The sequence below is a fragment of the Actinomycetota bacterium genome, assembly GCA_036280995.1.
GTDB lineage: Bacteria > Actinomycetota > CALGFH01 > CALGFH01 > CALGFH01 > CALGFH01.
Genome location: DASUPQ010000302.1, coordinates 1 through 19,500, shown reverse-complemented (window position 1 = coordinate 19,500; position 19,500 = coordinate 1). Strand labels below are relative to the sequence as shown.

General features: G+C 72.4%; 18 protein-coding genes and 1 pseudogene. 15 read left to right on the top strand and 4 right to left on the bottom strand.

Annotation, left to right across the window (positions count from 1 at the left end; genetic code table 11):
• The 9 genes and pseudogenes from VF468_10240 to VF468_10200 form a co-directional block, all read left to right on the top strand.
• On the top strand, positions 1-662 hold a 662-nt coding region (locus VF468_10240), incomplete at its 5' end, for a branched-chain amino acid ABC transporter permease (GenBank protein ID HEX5878688.1).
• Positions 659-1,486, top strand: coding sequence for an ABC transporter ATP-binding protein (locus tag VF468_10235; GenBank protein HEX5878687.1), 828 nt, complete (start codon positions 659-661; stop codon positions 1,484-1,486). The genes VF468_10240 and VF468_10235, both read left to right, overlap by 4 nt.
• Entirely contained in the window at positions 1,487-2,206 is a 720-nt protein-coding gene (locus VF468_10230) for an ABC transporter ATP-binding protein (protein HEX5878686.1), read from the top strand.
• A 505-nt stretch (positions 2,207-2,711) separates the two neighbouring features.
• The gene (locus VF468_10225) at positions 2,712-3,143 is read left to right on the top strand and encodes an ATP-binding protein (GenBank protein ID HEX5878685.1); all 432 of its coding nucleotides are present in this window, start codon (positions 2,712-2,714) and stop codon (positions 3,141-3,143) included.
• A 13-nt stretch (positions 3,144-3,156) separates the two neighbouring features.
• Positions 3,157-5,886, top strand: a complete 2,730-nt coding sequence (polA, locus tag VF468_10220) for a DNA polymerase I (GenBank protein HEX5878684.1) — start codon at positions 3,157-3,159, stop codon at positions 5,884-5,886.
• 73 nt (positions 5,887-5,959) lie between these two features.
• Positions 5,960-6,340, top strand: a complete 381-nt coding sequence (locus VF468_10215) for an amino acid-binding protein (protein ID HEX5878683.1) — start codon at positions 5,960-5,962, stop codon at positions 6,338-6,340.
• Between the two features lie 82 nt (positions 6,341-6,422).
• A pseudogene (locus VF468_10210) lies at positions 6,423-6,728 on the top strand (amino acid permease).
• Positions 6,729-6,792: 64 nt separating this feature from the next.
• On the top strand, positions 6,793-7,233 hold the full coding sequence (locus VF468_10205; protein ID HEX5878682.1) for an amino acid permease: 441 nt from the start codon (positions 6,793-6,795) through the stop codon (positions 7,231-7,233).
• 244 nt (positions 7,234-7,477) lie between these two features.
• Positions 7,478-8,062 carry a hypothetical protein gene (locus tag VF468_10200; GenBank protein ID HEX5878681.1) on the top strand — a complete coding sequence of 195 codons (585 nt, stop codon included), beginning with the start codon at positions 7,478-7,480 and terminating at the stop codon, positions 8,060-8,062.
• A gap of 16 nt (positions 8,063-8,078) precedes the next feature.
• Here VF468_10200 and VF468_10195 read toward each other — a convergent pair whose 3' ends face one another.
• Positions 8,079-8,711 carry an NUDIX hydrolase gene (locus VF468_10195; GenBank protein ID HEX5878680.1) on the bottom strand — a complete coding sequence of 211 codons (633 nt, stop codon included), beginning with the start codon at positions 8,709-8,711 and terminating at the stop codon, positions 8,079-8,081.
• 7 nt (positions 8,712-8,718) lie between these two features.
• A complete protein-coding gene (locus VF468_10190; GenBank protein HEX5878679.1) occupies positions 8,719-9,456 on the bottom strand; it encodes an alanyl-tRNA editing protein in 738 nt (245 codons plus the stop codon).
• Positions 9,457-9,658: 202 nt separating this feature from the next.
• On the opposite strand from VF468_10190, the gene rpsA reads away from it, so the two are divergent.
• The 4 genes from rpsA (at position 9,659) to VF468_10170 (ending at position 13,529) form a co-directional block, all read left to right on the top strand.
• On the top strand, positions 9,659-11,200 hold the full coding sequence (gene rpsA / locus VF468_10185; protein ID HEX5878678.1) for a 30S ribosomal protein S1: 1,542 nt from the start codon (positions 9,659-9,661) through the stop codon (positions 11,198-11,200).
• An 83-nt stretch (positions 11,201-11,283) separates the two neighbouring features.
• Positions 11,284-11,916, top strand: a complete 633-nt coding sequence (gene coaE / locus VF468_10180; protein HEX5878677.1) for a dephospho-CoA kinase — start codon at positions 11,284-11,286, stop codon at positions 11,914-11,916.
• Between the two features lie 33 nt (positions 11,917-11,949).
• On the top strand, positions 11,950-12,672 hold the full coding sequence (locus VF468_10175) for an HAD-IA family hydrolase (GenBank protein HEX5878676.1): 723 nt from the start codon (positions 11,950-11,952) through the stop codon (positions 12,670-12,672).
• A complete protein-coding gene (locus VF468_10170) occupies positions 12,672-13,529 on the top strand; it encodes a DUF2785 domain-containing protein (protein ID HEX5878675.1) in 858 nt (285 codons plus the stop codon). The genes VF468_10175 and VF468_10170 overlap by 1 nt, the downstream gene beginning before the upstream one ends.
• On the opposite strand, the gene VF468_10165 is transcribed toward VF468_10170, so the two are convergent.
• Entirely contained in the window at positions 13,514-14,035 is a 522-nt protein-coding gene (locus VF468_10165) for a hypothetical protein (protein HEX5878674.1), read from the bottom strand. The two genes, VF468_10170 and VF468_10165, sit on opposite strands and share 16 nt — an antisense overlap.
• Before the next feature lie 18 nt (positions 14,036-14,053).
• The gene (gene murA / locus VF468_10160) at positions 14,054-15,331 is read right to left on the bottom strand and encodes a UDP-N-acetylglucosamine 1-carboxyvinyltransferase (protein HEX5878673.1); all 1,278 of its coding nucleotides are present in this window, start codon (positions 15,329-15,331) and stop codon (positions 14,054-14,056) included.
• A 135-nt stretch (positions 15,332-15,466) separates the two neighbouring features.
• Between murA and uvrB the strand changes: the two genes are divergently transcribed.
• Both uvrB and VF468_10150 read left to right on the top strand, forming a co-directional pair.
• Positions 15,467-17,542 carry an excinuclease ABC subunit UvrB gene (uvrB, locus tag VF468_10155; protein ID HEX5878672.1) on the top strand — a complete coding sequence of 692 codons (2,076 nt, stop codon included), beginning with the start codon at positions 15,467-15,469 and terminating at the stop codon, positions 17,540-17,542.
• A gap of 9 nt (positions 17,543-17,551) precedes the next feature.
• Entirely contained in the window at positions 17,552-19,441 is a 1,890-nt protein-coding gene (locus tag VF468_10150; protein ID HEX5878671.1) for a penicillin-binding transpeptidase domain-containing protein, read from the top strand.
• Positions 19,442-19,500: the final 59 nt, after the last annotated feature.

Genomic DNA, 19,500 nt, shown 5'->3' with positions numbered 1-19,500 from the left:
TCCGCATCAGCCTCAACAACCTCGACCCCATCACCCGGGGCCCGAACGGCATCTCCTCCATCCCCGACCCGGTGGTCGGCGGCTGGTCGATGGGCGAGGGCTTCACCTTCGCCGGGTTCGAGATCAGCGGCAACGCGATCTACTACTATCTGCTGCTGGCCCTGATCGCCCTCACCCTGGCCACCATCTACCGGCTCAACGACTCGCGCATCGGGCGGGCCTGGGTGGCGGTGCGCGAGGACGAGGTCGCGGCCGCGGCCATGGGCATCAACACCACCGTCATCAAGCTGCTGGCCTTCGGGGCCGGGGCCTGGTTCGCCGGGATGTCCGGGGCGGTCAACGCCCACCTGCTCACCCAGGTGTCGCCCGACTCCTACACCTTCCCGTTCTCGGTGCTGATCCTGGCCATGGTGGTGCTGGGCGGCCTCGGCAACCCGCCCGGGGTGGTGCTGGGGGCGATCATCCTGACCTTCCTCCCCGAGAAGCTGCGGGAGTTCTCCGACATCCGCTTCCTGGTGTTCGGGTTCGCCCTGATCCTGATCATGCGGTTCCGTCCCGAGGGGCTGCTGCCCTCGGCCCGCCGCCGCCGCGAGCTGCACGCCACCGGCGAGACCGCCGCCGCCGAATCCCAACAGCTCTTCGACGTCAGGAGCGGGAGATGACGGATCCCACGGCGACGACGGCCGGGCCCGCGCCGCGGCCGGGACCCGCCGGCGACGGCACGCCGATCCTGGAGGCGCGCAAGGTGACCCGCCGGTTCGGGGGGCTGGTGGCGGTGCGCGAGGTCGACCTCACCGTCGGCCAGGGCCAGATCATCGGCCTGATCGGCCCCAACGGGGCCGGCAAGACCACCTTCTTCAACTGCATCACCGGCATGTTCGCGCCCAGCGAGGGCGACGTGCTGTTCGAGGGCCGGCGGATCAACGGCTTTCCGCCGGACCGGATCACCAAGCTCGGGATCGCCAGGACGTTCCAGAACCTCCGGCTGTTCGCGAACATGACCGCCCGCGAGAACGTGCTGGTCGGCCGGCACTGCCGGACCCGGGAGGGGGTGGTCTCCTCGGTGATCCGGGGGCCCCGGTTCCGCCGCGAGGAGCGGGAGAGCTTCCAGCGCGCGGCCGAGCTGCTGGAGTTCGTCGGCCTGGCCGGCAAGGGCGACGAGCTCGCCCGCAACCTGCCCTACGGCGACATGCGGCGGCTGGAGATCGCCCGCGCCCTGGCCACCGAGCCCAAGCTGGTCCTGCTGGACGAGCCCACGGCCGGCATGAACCCGCAGGAGACGGCCAGGGCGGCCGCGCTGGTCCAGCGCATCCGGGGACAGGGGCTGTCGATCGTGGTCATCGAGCACGACATGAAGTTCCTCATGGGGATTTCCGACCGGGTCACCGTGCTCGACCACGGCGTGAAGCTGGCCGAGGGCCTGCCCCGGGAGGTCCAGCGCGACCCCAAGGTCATCGAGGCCTATCTCGGGAAGGCGGCGTCGTAGATGGACGAGGCGCTGCTCGACGTCAAGGACATCCACGTCTTCTACGGCAACATCGAGGCCGTCAAGGGCCTGTCCTTCCACGTCAACAAGGGCGAGATCGTCTGCCTGATCGGCGCCAACGGGGCCGGCAAGACGACCACCCTGCGGACCGTGTCCGGGCTGCTGCGGCCGCGCGAGGGGGCGATCTTCTACGAGGGCCAGCGGATCGACCTGGTGCCGGCCCACGAGGTCGTGACCCTCGGGGTGGCCCAGTCGCCCGAGGGGCGGCGCATCTTCCCGCGCATGAGCGTGCGCGAGAACCTGGAGATGGGGGCGTTCGTCCGCCGCGACGCGGCCGGGCAGCGCGAGGACATGGACCGGATCATGGAGCTGTTCCCGATCCTGAAGGAGCGGGCCCGGCAGGCCGCCGGGACCCTCTCGGGCGGCGAGCAGCAGATGCTGGCCATTGGCCGGGCGCTGATGGCCCGGCCCAGGCTGCTGCTGCTGGACGAGCCGTCGATGGGACTGGCCCCGCTGATGGTCCAGACCATCTTCGACACCATCCGCGACATCAACGACCAGGGCGTGACCGTCCTGCTGGTCGAGCAGAACGCCGCCCAGGCGCTCAGCCTCTCCCACCGCGGCTACGTGATCGAGACGGGCAGGATCGTCCTCGAGGACGAGGCCAGCGCCCTGCTCGAGAACGAGCAGGTCCGCAAGGCCTACCTGGGCGAGGAGTAGGCCGAAAGATCGCGGGGTGGGGGTGTGGACAGCGCCGGGCACCCTATCCGCGCGTCGGCTACCCTCCCGTTCAGGGGCCCCGACATCGCGGGGTTGGGGTTTGGGGGGTGACTGCCGGTCCGGCGGGGGCCGAGAGCCTTTGGCTCCGTTCGCGCACCTTCCCCGAGTGCGCGCGTTCTCTACTCGGTCCTCGGACCCCCGCGCCGGACGGACCTCGGGGCCCCCGTGGGGACCCCGATTGCGGGCACGCTAACAGCCGGGCGGGCAGAGGGTCAACCGGACCATTCCCTTGCGGCGCAACGGGTCCAGCATCGTTGCAGGTCGCACCTGCGACGATGAGTTCCGAGCCTCCGCGCGGTTCCTCCCACCTGGCTCGCCCCGGGTGCCGTCCCGGCGGGCAGGAGTCTAGGTCCCGATCCGGACGAGATCCTCGCTCGGGCGGTTTGAGGGCGTCGGCGACCGGGGTAGGAGGTGACCGTCCCGACCTGAGCACACCGACGAGCAGATGGCGGACACCTTGAACCTGACCCTGCCACCCAGCTCCTCCTGCCTTCCCGACCTTCGGCGCTCGGTCGCCCGGACCCTGGAGGGTGTCGACGAGGAGGTGGTCGCCGACGTGCTCCTGGCCCTCGACGAGGCGGTCAGCAACGCCATCCGCCACGGCTCGCGGGCCGGTGACCCGGTGCTGGTGTCGGTCAAGGCCGACGGCGGGTGGATCGAGATGGTCGTGCGCGACGGCGGCCCGACCCCCCACCTGCCCCGCCTGCCGGCCGAGCCCCCGCCCGCCCTCCAGACCGGCGGCCGCGGCCTGTGGCTGATCCTCCAGCTGGTCGACGAGGTCCGGCTGCAGCGGATCGACGGGGGCACCCGGCTGGTCATGCGACGCCAGGTCAGCTCCAGGGTGGACAGCCTGGTCGGCCCCGACGGAGGCGGTTGATAGACTCGGCCGCGTGGCCACCTCGGAACCGCCGACCCCATCCCCGCTGGTCCTGCTGGACGGGCACAGCCTCGCCTACCGGGCCTTCTTCGCCCTGCCCAGCGACCTCCAGACGACCACCGGGCAGCTGACCAACGTCGTCTACGGCTTCACCACCATGCTGGTGAAGCTGTTCGGCGACTTCTCCCCGGACCGGATCGCGGTCTGCTTCGACCTGGGCCGGCCCGCCTACCGCCACGACGTCTACGACGGTTACAAGGCCAACCGCCGGACCACCCCCGACGACTTCAGCTCCCAGATGCCGCTGGTCCGCGAGGTGCTGGCCGCCCTGCGCATCCCGGTGGTCGAGGTCGCCGGTTACGAGGCCGACGACCTGATCGCCACCCTGGTCAGGGAGGCGAGGGACGAGTCGCTGCCGGTGCTGGTCGTCACCGGGGACCGGGACAACCTCCAGCTCATCGACGACGAGGCCAGCGTCCGGGTGATGATGACCCGGCGCGGCATCACCGACACCGCCATCTACGACGAGGCCGCCGTCGAGGAGCGCTACGGCGTGCCCCCGGGCCGCTACATTGACGTGGCCGCCCTGCGCGGCGACCCCTCGGACAACCTGCCCGGCGTCCCCGGGGTCGGCGACAAGACGGCCACCAAGCTGGTCCAGACCTACGGGACCGCCGAGGAGGTGGTGGCCCACGCCGCCGAGCAGCGGGGCAAGCTCAAGGAGAACCTGCTCGCCCACGGCGACGACGTGCTCCGCAACAAGCAGCTGATGCGGCTGCGCGACGACGTGCCCCTACCCGTCGGGGTCCGCGACCTGCGCATGGGGGCCTGGGACCGGGCCGAGATCCACCGGCTGTTCGACACCCTGGAGTTCCATCCGCTGCGTGAGCGGCTGTTCGCGGCCGCGGTCGACACCGGGCCGGTCGACACCGGGTTCGAGGTCGACGCCCGCCGGCTGGGCAAGGGCGAGCTGGCCGCCTGGCTGGCCGGGGTGCCGGCCGGCCAGCCGGTCGCCCTGGCCGCCCGCCTGCGCACCGGGCCCGGCCGGGCCGAGCTGACCGGCGCCGGCCTGTGGGCCGACGGCAACGAGGAGGGCGGTGCGGTCTGGCTCGACCTGGAGGACGGGGCCGGGCCCGAGGACCTGGAGGCGCTGGCGGCGCTGCTGGCCGACCCGGAGCGGCCCAAGCTGGCCCACGACGCCAAGTACCTGTACCTGGCCGTCTGGGCCCGCGGCTGGGAGCTTCGCGGGCTGGTCATGGACACCGCCCTGGCCGCCTACCTGGCCCTGCCCGCCCAGCGGACCTACGACCTGGCCGACCTGGCCCTGCGCTACCTGCGCAAGGAGCTGCGGCCCGAGGGGGCGGGGACCGACGAGCGGCCGGCCGGGGAGGGCACCCAGCTGGCCCTCGACACCGCCGGTGAGGACGAGACCTGGCCCGACTGGTGCCTGCGGGCCCAGGCGGTGGGGGAGCTGGCCGTCAAGCTGGACGAGGAGCTGGCCGCCATGGAGGTCGGCCGGCTGGTCGACGACGTCGAGCTGCCGCTGGTGCCGATCCTGGCCAAGCTGGAGCGGACCGGCATCGCCGTCGACCTGTCGGTGCTGGACGAGATCCGCGACCGCCTCGACGCCCGCCTGGCCGACTACGAGGCCCGCGTCTACCAGCTGGCCGGGGAGAAGTTCAACATCGGCTCCAATCCCCAGCTCCAGCAGATCCTGTTCGAGAAGCTGCGGCTGCCCAAGACCAAGCGGATCAAGACCGGCTACACCACCGACCACAACGCCCTGGTGCAGCTGGCCGCCACCGACCCCCATCCGATCCTCGACGCCCTGATCGGCTACCGCGAGGTGGCCAAGCTCAAGAACACCTACGTCGACACCCTGCCCAAGCTGGTCGACAAGGCCAGCGGCCGCATCCACGCCCAGTTCAACCAGCTGATCACCTCCACCGGCCGCCTCTCCACCCAGAACCCGAACGTGCAGAACATCCCCATCCGCACCGAGGCCGGCCGCGAGATCCGCCGGGCGTTCATCGCCGGGCCCGACGCCGAGGGCCTGCTGGTGGCCGACTACGCCCAGATCGAGTTCCGGGTCCTGGCCCACCTGGCCGGGGATGAGGCCCTCATCGAGGCGTTCCTGGGGGGTGAGGACGTGCACGCCACCGTGGCCGGGATGGTCTGGGGGCTGCCCCCCGACCAGGTCGACCGCGACCTGCGGGCCCGGGTCAAGATGGTCACCTACGGTCTCGCCTACGGCCTGTCCGCCTACGGGCTGGCCCAGGGCATCGGCATCCCCCCGGACGAGGCCCGGGCGCTGATGGACGCCTACTTCGAGCGCTTCGGCAAGGTCAAGGCCTACCTGGACGCGGTCGTCACCCAGGCCAGGCGGGACGGCTACACCTCGACCATCCTCGGGCGGCGCCGCTACCTGCCCGACCTGGCCTCCGACTCCCGGCAGCGGCGGCAGATGGCCGAGCGGATGGCGCTCAACGCGCCCATCCAGGGGTCGGCGGCCGACCTGATCAAGATGGCCATGGTCGCCGTCGACCGGGCCATGACCGACCAGGGCCTGGCCAGCCGCATGGTCCTCCAGGTGCACGACGAGCTCGTCTTCGAGGTCTCGCCCGGCGAGGGCGAGCGGCTGGCCGAGCTGGTCCGCCGCCAGATGCAGGGCGTCTACGAGCTCCGGGTGCCGCTCGAGGTGTCCATGGCCACCGGCCGCTCCTGGGCCGAGGCCCAGCACTGACCGCGACCCTGGACATTCGCCCCGAACCCGGACCAGAGTAGACACCTGGTCCCCCCGAGGGGAGGAGTCTGCGATGAAGGATCTACTCTTCATCCTCCCGTACCAGGCGGGCACGCTCGCCCAGCTCACCGCGGCCCTCAGCGAGGCCGGGGTCAACCTCCAGGGGGTCTCAGGACAGCAGTTCGGGCCCGAAGGGATCATCCACGTGCTGGTCGAGAACGCGCCCGAGGCCCGCGAGGCCGCCGCCAGGGCCGGCTTCGTGGTCCGCGGCGAGCACGAGGTGATCGTGGCCGACATCGAGGACCGGCCGGGCGCCCTGGCCGAGCTGCTCGCCCCGCTGGCCGAGGCCGGCATCGACGTCAGCCTGACCTACCTGGCCACCCGCAGCCGTCTGGTCATCGGGGTCGACGACGTCGACAAGGCCAGGGCGGCCATGCGGACGACCGGCCGCTGACCGACGCCGAGGGCGGCCGCCATGGCGAGTTCCGTTCGCCGACGCCGGCCCGGCGGTCACCGTCTCGTTCGTCCTCGCCGCCGTGACCTGCCTGTTCTCGGCCCTGTCGTACGCCGAGCTGGCCTCCTCGATCCCGATCGCGGGCAGCGCCTACACCTACGCCTACGCCACGCTCGGCGAGCTGGTGGCCTGGATCATCGGCTGGGACCTGGTGCTCGAGTACGGCGTCTCTGTGGCCGCGGTGGCGGTCGGCTGGGGCGGCAACCTCAACGAGTTCCTGGACACCGGCTTCGGCATCAGGATCCCGGACGCGCTGGCCATCTCCCCGGAGGAAGGCGGGACCTTCAACCTGCCCGCGGTGCTGATCGTCGCCGCCGTCACCGCCCTGCTGATGAAGGGCGCCCGCGAGACGGCCCGGGCCAACACCGTCATGGTGGTCGTGAAGCTGGGCGATCATCTTCTTCGCCTTCATCGGCTTCGACGCCGTCTCCACCGGCAGCGAGGAGGCCAAGAAGCCCAGCCGCGACCTGCCCATCGTCATCTGCGGCTCCCTGCTGATCGCCACCATCGTGTACGTGCTGGTGTCGGTGACCGCGGTCGGGATCCTGCCCGCCAGCGAGCTCCAGGAGAGCGAGGCGCCGCTGGCCTTCGCCCTGGAGGAGGGCGCCGGCATCAGCTGGGCGGCGGCGCTGGTCGCCTTCGGCGCCCTGGTCGCCATCACCAGCGTCATGCTGGCCACCCTGTACGGACAGACCCGGATCATGGTCGCCGTGGCCCGCGACGGGCTCATCCCCGAACGGCTGGCCGAGGTCAACCCGCGGACCGGCACGCCGGCGCGGCTGACCCTGATCTTCGGGGTGGGCATCGCCCTGCTGGCCGCCTTCGGCCCCTGAGCGCCATTGTTGAGCTGGTCAACATCGGCACCCCGTTCGCGTTCGTGGCTGGTCAACGCGGGGGTCATCCTCCTCCGGCGGGTCCGCCCGGAGATGCCGCGGCCGTTCCGGGTGCCGTTCTCGCCGGTGTTCCCGGCCATCGGGATCCTGCTCTGCGTCGAGCTCATGGCCCCGAACTCCCTGGGAACCCGGACCGTCGCCGCGGTGTACCAGGGGCATCGACCTCGAAGGAGAGGAGCCCGCAATGCGCCGACGCCGGCTGTCCGTCCTCGTCCCGCTCCTCGCCGTCCTGGCCGGGCTGCTGGCCGCGGCGCCGCCGGCCGCCGCGGGCGGGGGCGGGGGCTGCCATTCGCCGGCCACCGAGGGGCGGGGCACCACCCTGGCCCTGCGCGACATGTGCTTCAGCCCGACCGTGCTGCGGGTGGCCGAGGGCGGCGAGGTGACGATCGTCAACCGCGACCAGCTCGACCACCCGCTGGCCCGGCCCGGGGGCGGGTGGGGCTGGGATGGCCGGATCGGGGACCGCACCACCGTCCGCCTGGACGGCGCCGGCACCTACCCCTTCTTCTGTTACGCCCACCCGGGCATGGTCGGGGTGGTGGTCGTCGGCGACGGCCAGGGCACGGGCTCGTCGGTGGTGGAGGTCGCCGACTCCGGCACCCCGCCCGGCCGGGCCGCGCCGGCCGAGGCCGCATCCGCCGGGGCAGCCGCCGCGGCCGAGCCGGCCCCGGCCCGGTTCCCGACCGCCTGGCTGGTCCTGGTCGCCCTCTGCGCCCTGGTCGGGGCCGTGGCCGGCACCCGCCTGGCCGCCCGCCAGCCCAGGGGCTAGAACACCGGCCACTGTTCTAGTCGAGGTCGGGCGGCAGCTCCGGGTGGTCGTCGAGCTCGATCAGCCGGGCGATCTGGGCGGCGGTGATGCGGCCGGTGGACAGCTCGGGCAGGGCGCCGGGCGGGAACCAGCCGGCGGCCAGCGTCTCGATGCTGGGCCGGGCCTCGCCGCCGAGCAGGTCGCAGGCGACCGCCACCTTGTAGACCGAGTGGGGGTACAGCCCCGGGTTGTGGCGTGACCGGTCCCACAGGGCCAGCAGCCGCCGGGCCCGGACCTGGAAGCCGGACTCCTCGGCGACCTCGCGCTCGACCATCGCCGCCGGCGACCAGCCGACGTCGGCCCAGCCGCCCGGCAGCGACCAGCGGCCGTCGGCCCGCTCCCGCACCAGCAGCACCTCCCGGTCCCGCCGGACCAGGGCGCGCACGTCGACCTTGGGCGTCGGGTAGCCGCCGTCCCCGGCCAGCAGCTCGTCCAGGGCCATCCGCTCGGCCGGCGACGGCAGCTCCAGGTGGGCGGCGGCGATCTCGGTGGCCAGGGCGCGCAGGGCCGCGTAGCGCTCCCGGTCGTACGGCCCGTCGGTCAGCTCCAGCCCCGCCTGGGCGATCGCCTGGAGCCGGGCGACCCAGCCGACCCAGCTCGCCTCGGTCACTCGCCGGTCACTCCGAGCGGGACGGCGGGGCCGGCACCGGGTCGAGGGCGATGCGCAGGCGCTTGTTGCCCTTGCCCTTGGACTGGTGGCCGACCACGTAGATGGTGCCGACCTCGCCGGTCGAGGCCACGTGGGTGCCGCCGTCGGCCTGGCGGTCCAGGCCCTCGATGTCGATCACCCGGATCTCGGTCAGGCCCTGGGGGACCAGGTTGGCCTTGGTCCGGATCAGCTCGGGCCGCGAGGCGAACTCCTCGGGGGACAGGAACGACACGTGCACCGGCCGGTCGGCGTCGACCTCGACCCGCAGCGCCCGCTCGACCGCCTCGGCGAACTCGGCGCTCATCGAGGACAGCTCGAAATCCATCCGGGCCTTCTGCTCCTCGAAGTTGCCCCCGGTGACCAGCGCCCCGTAGTCGCGGCCGATCACCCCCGACAGCATGTGCAGGGCGGTGTGGGTCCGCATCAGGGCGTGGCGGCGCTGCCAGTCGAGCCGGCCCCGGACCTTGGCCCCGGCCGGCGGCGGCTCGCCGTCGACCAGCAGCACGACCCGGCCCTCGCGGCGCTGGGCGCCGGTCACGGCCAGCTCGACCCCCCCGGTTTCGAGGATGCCGATGTCGGCCGGCTGCCCGCCCCCGCCGGGAAAGAACGCGCTCCGGTCGAGGACGACACCATCGGGTTCGACCCCGGTGACCTGCGCATCGAAGGCGGCAAGGTAGGCGTCGTGCTGGTAGAGCGGCTCGGTCACTTGACCATCCTTTCTCGAAGGACCACAAACTCGCAGGTCATACGCGCATGGACCGTTGACGCGACGAAGCTGCGACGGCTACCATCTGCCGAACCACTGTGGGCTTTTCTGCCAGTGTGTTCTGACGCTCATCGCGTCGCCTCACCGCCACGAAAACGTCTGCAGGGGGAGCCTTCTGTCCGACAGTCTAGGAGACGAGCAGTTGACCGAGTCCACCGAGCGACCCACCGCAACCGAGCAGGACGTCTCTGGGGTAACCACCCAGGTGACACAGAACGATGTCGGCTCCGCCGAAGACCTCGCGGCCGCCTACGAGGAGTCGCTGAAGGCCTTCGAGGAAGGTGACATCGTCGACGGCTACGTGGTGAAGGTCGACCGCGACGAGGTCCTGCTCGACATCGGCTACAAGTCCGAGGGCGTCATCCCCTCCCGCGAGCTGTCCATCAAGCATGACGTCGACCCCAACGAGGTCGTCAGTCTCGGTGACCACATCGAGGCCCTGGTCATGCAGAAGGAGGACAAGGACGGCCGCCTGATCCTGTCCAAGAAGCGGGCCCAGTACGAGCGGGCCTGGGGCACGATCGAGAAGAAGAAGGAGAACGACGAGATCGTCGAGGGGACCGTCATCGAGGTCGTCAAGGGCGGCCTGATCCTCGACATCGGCCTGCGCGGCTTCCTGCCCGCCTCCCTGGTCGAGATGCGCCGGGTGCGCGACCTGCACCCCTATGTCGGGCGCACCCTCGAGGCCAAGATCATCGAGCTCGACAAGAACCGCAACAACGTGGTCCTGTCGCGCCGGGCCTGGCTGGAGGAGACCCAGTCGGCCACCCGCCGGGCGTTCCTGCACACCCTGCGCAAGGGCGAGGTCCGCAAGGGCGTCGTCTCCAGCATCGTCAACTTCGGCGCCTTCGTGGACCTGGGCGGGGTCGACGGCCTGGTGCACGTGTCCGAGCTGTCCTGGAAGCACATCGACCACCCCTCCGAGGTGGTCGAGGTCGGCCAGGAGGTCGAGGTCGAGGTCCTGGACGTCGACCTGGAGCGCGAGCGGGTCTCGCTGTCGCTCAAGGCGACCCAGGAGGACCCGTGGCGCCAGTTCGCCCGCTCCCACCAGATCGGCGAGCTGATCCCGGGCCGGGTGACCAAGCTGGTGCCCTTCGGCGCCTTCGTCCGGGTCGACGACGGCATCGAGGGCCTGGTCCACATCTCGGAGCTGGCCGAGCGCCACGTCGACATCCCCGAGCAGGTGGTCAGCGTCGGCGAGGAGATCACCGTCAAGGTGATCGACATCGACCTGGACCGCCGCCGCATCTCCCTGTCGCTCAAGCAGGCCGCCCAGGACCAGGCCCAGCTCACCACCCAGGAGGACGAGCTGGCCCTGGAAGAGGGCGCCTACCAGGGCTACGAAGGCGAGTACGCCGAGGGCGTCTACGCCGAGGGGGCCTATGCCGAGGGCGACTACGCCGACGGCAGCTACGTCTATGACGAGCAGGGCAACCCCATCGGGGTGATGCCGGGGACGGCCATGGCCGAGGCGTTCCAGGAGGCCGGCTTCTACGAGGGCACCTACGACGCCGAGGGCCAGCCGGTCGAGGAGCAGGGGCAGGAGGGCGAGCCGACCCCCGAGGCCGAGGCCGGCGAGGCCGAGGCCGGCGAGGCCGGCGACGCCGGCCAGGCCGAGGCCGCGGGCGACGACACCCTCGAGAACATCGTCGAGGACCTGAAGCGCAAGAACGCCGGCGAGTAGCGGGCCGGGCCGCGAGGCCCAGCGCGCCGCTCCGGCGGCACGGTCGGCCGGTCAGCGGGACCACACCTGAGGGGGCGGCGGACATGCTGCTGGTCGGGCTGACGGGAGGCATCGCCTCGGGCAAGAGCACGGTCTCGGCCATGCTCGCCGAACGCGGCGCCGAGGTCATCGACGCCGACCACATCGCCCGGCAGGTGGTGATGCCGGGCACGCCGGCCTGGTGCAAGATCCGCGAGCACTTCGGTCCCGGGGTGCTGCACCCCGACGGGCAGATCGACCGCCAGGCCCTGGCCGACATCGTGTTCGCCGACAAGGCCAAGCTGGCCCTGCTCAACGAGATCACCCACCCGGCCATCTTCGCCCGCATCGCCGACCGGCTCGAGGCCCACCAGCACCAGGACGTTGTCGTGGTCCTGGACGCGGCCCTGCTGATCGAGGCCGGGCTGGCCGAGGGCGTCGACGTGGTGATCGTCACCCACTCGCCCCACGAGATCCAGGTCGAGCGGCTGGCCGCCAAGGGGCTGGGGGAGCGGGACGCCTCCAACCGCATCGCCGCCCAGCTCGAGCCGGAGAAACGCCTGGCCAGAGCGGACATCGTGATCGACAACAGCGGCTCGCTGGAGAAGCTCGGCCGCCGGGTCGACGAGGTCTGGGAGGAGCTCCAGGGTCTTCTGGCGGCGCGCGCGGGAGGTCCGGAGGGCGGTCGGCGGTCGTGACTGGGGCCGGTTCGGAGCTGTAGCCTGCGCAGTATGAGCCGTCTGCCCCCCATTCCCGACCCGCTCGATTGCGTGCTGTTCGACGCCGGCGACACCCTGCTGGCGCCCGCGCCGAGCTTCCAGGGACGGTTCGTGGCCGTGGCCGCCGACCACGGCCTGCCGCTGGAGGAGGCGGCCGTCGACGCCGCCATCGCCGACGCCGTCCGGGCGGCCAGCTGGCCGAGCGACTGGACCGACCCGGCCACCCAGCGGAGCTTCTGGGTCGGTTTCTACCGGCAGGTGCTGGCCGGCCTCGGCCACCACCAGGGCGAGGAGCTGGCCGAGGCGCTGTTCGCCGCGTTCAGCGACCCGGCCGGGTACCGGCTGTTCGACGACGTCCGACCGGCCCTTGAGGAGCTGGCCGGCCGCGGGGTCACGCTGGGGGTGGTGTCCAACTTCGAGCCGTGGCTGGAGGACGTCCTGGCCCTCCAGGGGGTCGACCACCTGTTCGCGGTCGTGGCCATCTCGGGCAAGCTCGGGGTGGCCAAGCCCGACCCGGCCATCTTCCGGTGGGCCGTCCAGGAGGCCGGGGCCGACCCCGCGGCCACGGTGCACGTCGGCGACCAGCCGGTCAACGACGTGGACGCGGCCCGGGCGGTCGGGCTCACCCCCGTTCTGATCGACCGGTTCGCCCGCTATCCGGAACCGAACGGCACCCATCGGGTGGAGTCGCTCAAGGGACTTGTCGACCTGGTTTCTGGCGGGGGGTCCGGCTGATGGACCGGAGCTTCTGGCGGGTCATCGCCAACGACGAGAACGCCCTCCCCCAAGGCGAGTGGGTCGCGGAGCTCACCCCGGAGCTGCTCGGCTGGCTCGGCTCCACCGACCCGGAGCTGCGCGACGAGTTCGCCTACCGGATCCTGGCCGCCTGGATCGAGCGCGGCCAGTACGGGGGCGAGCAGCTGCGCACCATGGCCAAGCAGATGACCGCCAACCTGGAGGCCGGCCTCGGCGAGCAGGGCACCGACTCGGTGTACCTGCGCACCTACTCGGTGCTGATCCTCATGGAGATCGTCGCCTTCGACAACGCCAGCCCGTTCCTCGACCAGGCCGACCTGGACGGCTTCCTGGAGGCGGCCCTCGGCTACCTGGTACGCGAGAAGGACCTGCGCAGCTGGGTCCCGGGGCCGGGCTGGGCCAACGCCGTCGGCCACACCGCCGACCTGCTGATGATGCTGGCCCGCAGCCCCCACCTGGGCGCGGCCGAGCTCCAGCGGATCCTGGGCGCGATCGCCGACCGGCTGCTCACCCCCGTCCCGGAGGTCTTCGTCCACCACGAGGACGAGCGCCTGGCCTACGCCGTCCTCAACGCGCTCCGGCGCAACCTGATCGACCGCAGCTGGCTGGTCGCCTGGCTGGACCGCTTCACCGCCGCCCCCGGTCAGGAGTCCTGGCGGGCCGCCTACGCCAGCGAGGCCGAGTCGGCGGCCCGGGCCAACGTCACCGCCTTCCTGCGCAGCCTCTACTTCCAGCTGATCCTGACCGAGAGCCCGCCCCCCGACGCCCAGCGCAGCTCGGACGCGGTCCTGGTCACGATCAGGCGTTCCGACATCGGCTTCTACGACCTGGCCTGAGCCGGCGGGTCGAGGACGGCCCCCGCCCAGCAGGCCAGGGCGGCCGCGGCCAGCAGGTGCCAGGCGGCGTGGCCCTGGAGGAGGCTGTCGGGGTCGCACACGGGGCTGGCGGTGCGGCCCAGCCACCAGCAGGCGGCGCCGGCGGCGGCCGCGGCCAGGGCGGCCCGGTAGGCGGTCCGGCGCCGCGGCTCCAGGCGGCCCCGGCCGACCCGCCGGGCGACCTCCCGCCAGGCCACGAACCCGGCCACCGCATACAGGGTGCCGTCGTGCAGCAGGCGGGCCGCGGGGGAGCCGGGGCCGTGGTAGTCGACGCTGCCGACGCCGGCGGCGGCCACGACCAGCCCGAATCCGACCGATGCCGGCCGGGCGGGACCGGCGCCGGCACCTAGGCCCCGGCCGGCCAGCCAGGCGCCGACGGCGACGAAGGCCAGGGCCGAGGCGGTGTTGACCGGCTGGGCGATCAGGCCGTCGTGGAGCCGCTCGCAGTCGCCGGCGCCTAGGGCCAATCCCGCCCTCCCAGCACGTCAGCCGGTGCGCTCGATGTTGGCCCCGAGGGTGCGGAGCCGCTCGTCGATGCGCTCGTAACCCCGGTCGATCTGGCCGACGTTGCCGATGACCGACTCGCCGTCGGCGGCCAGGGCGGCCAGCAGCAGGGCCATGCCGGCGCGGATGTCGGGCGACTCCAGCCGCTCCCCGTACAGGCGGGTGGGGCCGTTGACGACCACCCGGTGGGGGTCGCAGATGATGATCCGGGCCCCCATGCCGACCAGCTTGTCCACGAACACCAGCCGGTTCTCGAACATCTTCTCGAAGATCAGCAGGGTGCCGCTGGCCTGGGTGGCGACCGCGACCGCGATCGAGGTCAGGTCGGCCGGGAACGCCGGCCAGGGACCGTCGTCGATCTTGGGGATGGCCTGGCCGAGGTCGTCCTCGACCTCCAGGGTCTGGTCGCGCGGCACCCGCAGGCGGTCCCCGTCCAGCTCCCAGGTCAGCCCCAGGCGGTAGAAGCCGACCTCGACCGGGCGCAGGTCGTCCTCGACCACGCCCTCGATCGTCAGCTCACCCCCGGTCACGGCGGCCAGGGCGGCGAAGCTGGCCACCTCGATGTAGTCGGTCCCGATGGTGTGCTCGCCCCCGCGGAGCCGCTCCACCCCCTCGATGGTCAGGAGGTTCGACCCGATGCCGGAGATGCGGGCGCCCAGGCCGACCAGGAAGCGGCACAGGTCCTGGACGTGGGGTTCGCAGGCGGCGTTGCCGATGACGGTCGTGCCCTCGGCCAGGACGGCGGCCATGATGGCGTTCTCGGTGGCCGTCACCGACGCCTCGTCGAGGAACATCGACGCCCCGCGGAGCCGCCCCACCTCCAGCTCCAGGGCCCGGTCGAAGCTGGCCTGGACCCCGAGGCTGCGGAAGGCCAGCAGGTGGGTGTCGAGCCGCCGCCGGCCGATCACGTCGCCGCCGGGGGGCGGCAGCAGGCAGTGGCCGGTCTTGGCCACCAGCGGCGCCGCCAGCAGCACCGACGCGCGGATGCGGGCGCACAGCACCGGGTCGAGCGACGCCCGGCGCAGGCCGCGCGGGTCGATCCGGACCTGGTTGGGGCCGGTCCGCTCCACCGTCGCCCCGGTCGAGGCGACCAGCTCCATCATCGTGTCCACGTCCAGGATCTGCGGCACGTTGTGCAGCACCACCGGCTCGTCGGCCAGCAGCGACGCGGCCACGATGGGCAACGCGGCGTTCTTGTTCCCGGACGGGCGGATGGTGCCGCTCAGCGGCTGTCCGCCCTTGATGACGAAGCTCTCCATGACGCTCCCAGCTCGCGGCCGTTCGGGGGGCACGGCCGCCTACTCTACCCCTGCCGGATCTCGGCCTGGTCAAGCTCCGGCCACGGCGACTGTCGCAGCCGGCTCGTACACTGGAGGTTCGGTTCCGCTTCAGCCATGGAGTTCCCCCCGATGCCCGCGTTCAAGCTCGTCACCGACATGCCCGCCGCCGGCGACCAGCCGGCGGCCATCGACGGGCTGGCCAACGCGCTCGAGGCCGGCGAGCAGGGGGTCACGCTGCTGGGCGTGACCGGCTCGGGCAAGACCCGCTCGATGGCCGGGGTGATCGAGCGGCTGAACCGTCCGGCCCTGGTCATGGCCCCCAACAAGACGCTCGCGGCCCAGCTCACCAACGAGTTCAAGGAGCTGTTCCCCGACAACGCCGTCGAGTACTTCGTCTCCTACTACGACTACTACCAGCCCGAGGCCTACATCCCCCAGACCGACACCTACATCGAGAAGGACTCCTCGATGAACGAGGAGATCGACCGGCTGCGCCACTCGGCCACCCTGTCGCTGCTGACCCGCCGCGACGTGATCGTGGTCGCCTCGGTGTCGGCCATCTACGGCCTGGGCTCGCCCCAGGAGTACCGCGACCAGATGCTGTGGCTGAAGGCGGGTGAGAGCTACGACCGCGACGGAGTGCTGCGCAAGCTGGTCGACATCCACTACGACCGCAACGACCTGAGCTTCGTCCGCGGCAAGTTCCGGGTCCGGGGCGACACCCTGGAGATCTTCCCGGCGTACGAGGAGCGGGCCGTGCGCCTGGAGTTCTTCGGCGACGAGGTCGAGCGGATCCTGATCATGGACCCGGTCACGGGCGAGATCGTCGGCGAGCGGGACGAGCTGTACGTGTTCCCGGCCACCCACTACGTGGCCGGCTCGGAGCGGATGCGCCGGGCCATCGCCGCCATCGAGGTCGAGCTGGGCGAGCGCCTGGCCGAGCTGGAGGCAGACGGCAAGCTGCTCGAGGCCCAGCGGCTGCGCATGCGCACCAACTACGACCTGGAGATGCTGCGCGAGGTCGGCACCTGCAACGGGATCGAGAACTACTCGCGGCCGATCGACGGCCGCGACCCCGGCAGCCCGCCGTTCACCCTGATCGACTACTTCCCCGACGACTTCGTGCTGTTCCTGGACGAGTCGCATGTGACCGTGCCCCAGCTCCAGGGCCAGTACGAGGGCGACCACAGCCGCAAGGTGACCCTGGTCGAGCACGGCTTCCGGCTGCCCTCGGCCATGGACAACCGGCCGCTGCGCTTCGACGAGTTCTGGGAGCGGGTCGGCCAGCGGGTGTTCGTGTCGGCCACCCCCGGTCCCTACGAGCGGCGCGAGTCGGGAGCGGTGGTCGAGCAGATCATCCGCCCCACCGGGCTGGTCGACCCCGAGGTGCTGGTCCGCCCGACCAGGGGCCAGATCGACGACCTGATCCACGAGGTCCGCTCGCGGGTCGAGCGCGACCAGCGGGTCCTGGTCACCACCTTGACCAAGAAGATGGCCGAGGACCTGACCGACTACCTGCTGGAGATGGGCCTGCGGGTCCGGTACCTCCACTCCGAGATCGACACCGTGCAGCGCATCGAGATCCTGCGCGACCTGCGCCTTGGCGAGTTCGACACCCTGGTCGGGATCAACCTGCTGCGCGAGGGCCTCGACCTGCCCGAAGTGACCCTGGTGGCCATCCTCGACGCCGACAAGGAGGGCTTCCTGCGCTCGGAGACCTCCCTGGTCCAGACCATCGGCCGGGCCGCCCGCAACGTCGACGGCCAGGTGATCATGTACGCCGACCAGGTCACCCCGTCGATGACCCGGGCCATCGAGGAGACCAACCGCCGCCGCAAGCTCCAGATCGACTACAACGCCGCCAACGGCATCGACCCCCAGACCGTCCGCAAGCGGGTCACCGACATCATCCAGGCCCTGCGGGGCGAGGACGAGGGCACGGCCGTTGGCGGCAGGGCCCGCAAGGGCCGCGCCCCCACCCCGGCCCGAGGCCGGGCCGGCCGCCGCGGCGGCGAGCCGGCCGTCAGCGGCATGCCCCGGGCCGACCTGGAGCGCCTCATCGCCTCCCTGGAGGAGGAGATGCACGAGGCGGCCAAGGAGCTCCGCTTCGAGTACGCCGCCCGCATCCGCGACGAGGTCGGCGACCTGCGCCGCGAGCTCCGGGCCATGGCCGAGGCCGGGGTCGGCTAAACTGCCGCGATGCGTCGCCGGGTGATCGTCGGGCTGGTGGCCGTGGTGGTGCTGGCCGCCGCCGGGGCCGGGGCATGGTGGTACCTGCGGCCCAAGGCCAGGCCCGACCCGGTCGCGGCCGCCTACCTGGAGGCCTGGGCGGGCAAGGACTGGCCGGCCATGCAGGCCCAGGTGGCCGCGCCGCCGGCCGACTTCGCCAGGCAGCACACCGACATGATGGAGGACCTGCGGGTCACCAAGGCCAGCTTCGCTCCCGGGACGGCCACCGTCACCGACGACCGGGCCGAGGTCCCGTTCCAGGCCAAGCTGACCCTGCGGGCGCTGGGGGAGTGGCCGTATGAGGGGGTGCTGCGCCTCGTCCGGCGCGACGACCGCTGGCTGGTCGACTGGTCGCCGGCCACCCTCCACCCGGAGCTGACCGCCGGGCTCCGCTTCCAGCGGACCCGGACCTGGCCGGAGCGGGCGCCGATCCTGGCCGCCGACGGCTCCGAGCTGGCCGGGCCCGGTCCGGTGATCACGATCACCGTCGTCGGCGAGCGGGTCAAGGACCCGGCCGAGGTCGTCGACGCCCTGACCACCCACGCCGAGGTCCCGGCCGAGACGGCCAGGCGGGCCCTGGCCGAGGCCGAGCGCCGCCCGAACCAGGCCGTCCCCGTGGTCACCCTGGCCGAGGCCGACTTCGAGCTGATCCGGGACGACATCTACCCCGTGCCCGGCCTGTCGTTCCCGTCCGGCGAGGGCCGGGAGTACAACGGGCCGGCCTCGGCCCGGATGCTGCTCGGCTCGGTCGGGCCGGTGACCGCCGACGACCTCAAGGAGCTGGGCGCTCCCTACCAGACGGGCGACCGGACCGGCCACGGCAACGGCCTCGAGGCGGCGTTCGAGCGCCAGCTCGCCGGCACCCCGTCCGGCGAGGTCCGCCTGGCCGCCAAGGACGGCCAGGGCGGCGAGGACGGCGAGGCGACCAAGGTCCTCCACGAGTTCGCCGGCACCGACGGCGAGGCCGTGGAGACGACCCTGGACCCGCAGGCCCAGCGGGCCGCCGAGGCGGCCCTGGACCCGGTGAGCAAGCCGGCCGCCCTGGTGGCCGTGCGGCCGTCCACCGGTGAGCTGGTGGCGGTGGTCAGCACCCCGTTCGAGGGCTACAACCGGGCCCTGCTCGGCCGCTACCCGCCCGGGTCGACCTTCAAGGTGGTCACCGCCGGGGCCCTGCTGGCCGGCGGGCTGCGTCCGGGCGACCCGGTCGACTGCCCCAAGGAGACCAAGGTCGGCGGCCGCACCTTCGGCAACTTCGAGGACGAGGTGCTGGGCCGGATCCCGTTCTCCAGCGCCTTCGCCCACTCCTGCAACACCGCCTTCGTGCAGCAGGCGGCCAAGCGGCTGGACGGCGACGAGCTGGTCGCGGCCGCGGACCGGTTCGGGTTCGGGCTCGACCCGTCCCCCGGCATCCCGGCCGTGACCAGCCGCGTGCCGGCCCCCGCGGACAAGGCCGACCTGGCCGCCGAGGCCTTCGGCCAGGGCCGGGTGGTGGCCAGCCCCCTGCAGATGGCCCTGGTCGCGGCCACCGTGGCCGACGGCCGCTGGCGCCAGCCCACCCTGGTCGCCGGCGAGGCGGCCGAGGCCGACCCCCCCGAGCCGCTGGACCCCAAGGTCGCCACCACCCTGCGGACCCTGATGCGCCGGGTGGTCACCGAGGGCACGGCCGCCCCGGCCGGCCTGCCCGGCAAGACCGCCGGCAAGACCGGCACGGCCGAGTTCGGCACCGGCGACCCGCTGCCCACCCACGCCTGGTTCATCGGCTTCCGCGGCGACCTGGCCTTCTCGGTGGTGGTCGAGGACGGCGGCGTCGGCGGCCGCGTCGCCGCCCCGGTCGCGGCCCGGTTCCTCCGCGGCCTCTAGCCGCCGGGGCTAGCCACCGACCTGGCCCGCGTCGACGCCGCAGGTGCTGGCCAGCTGGC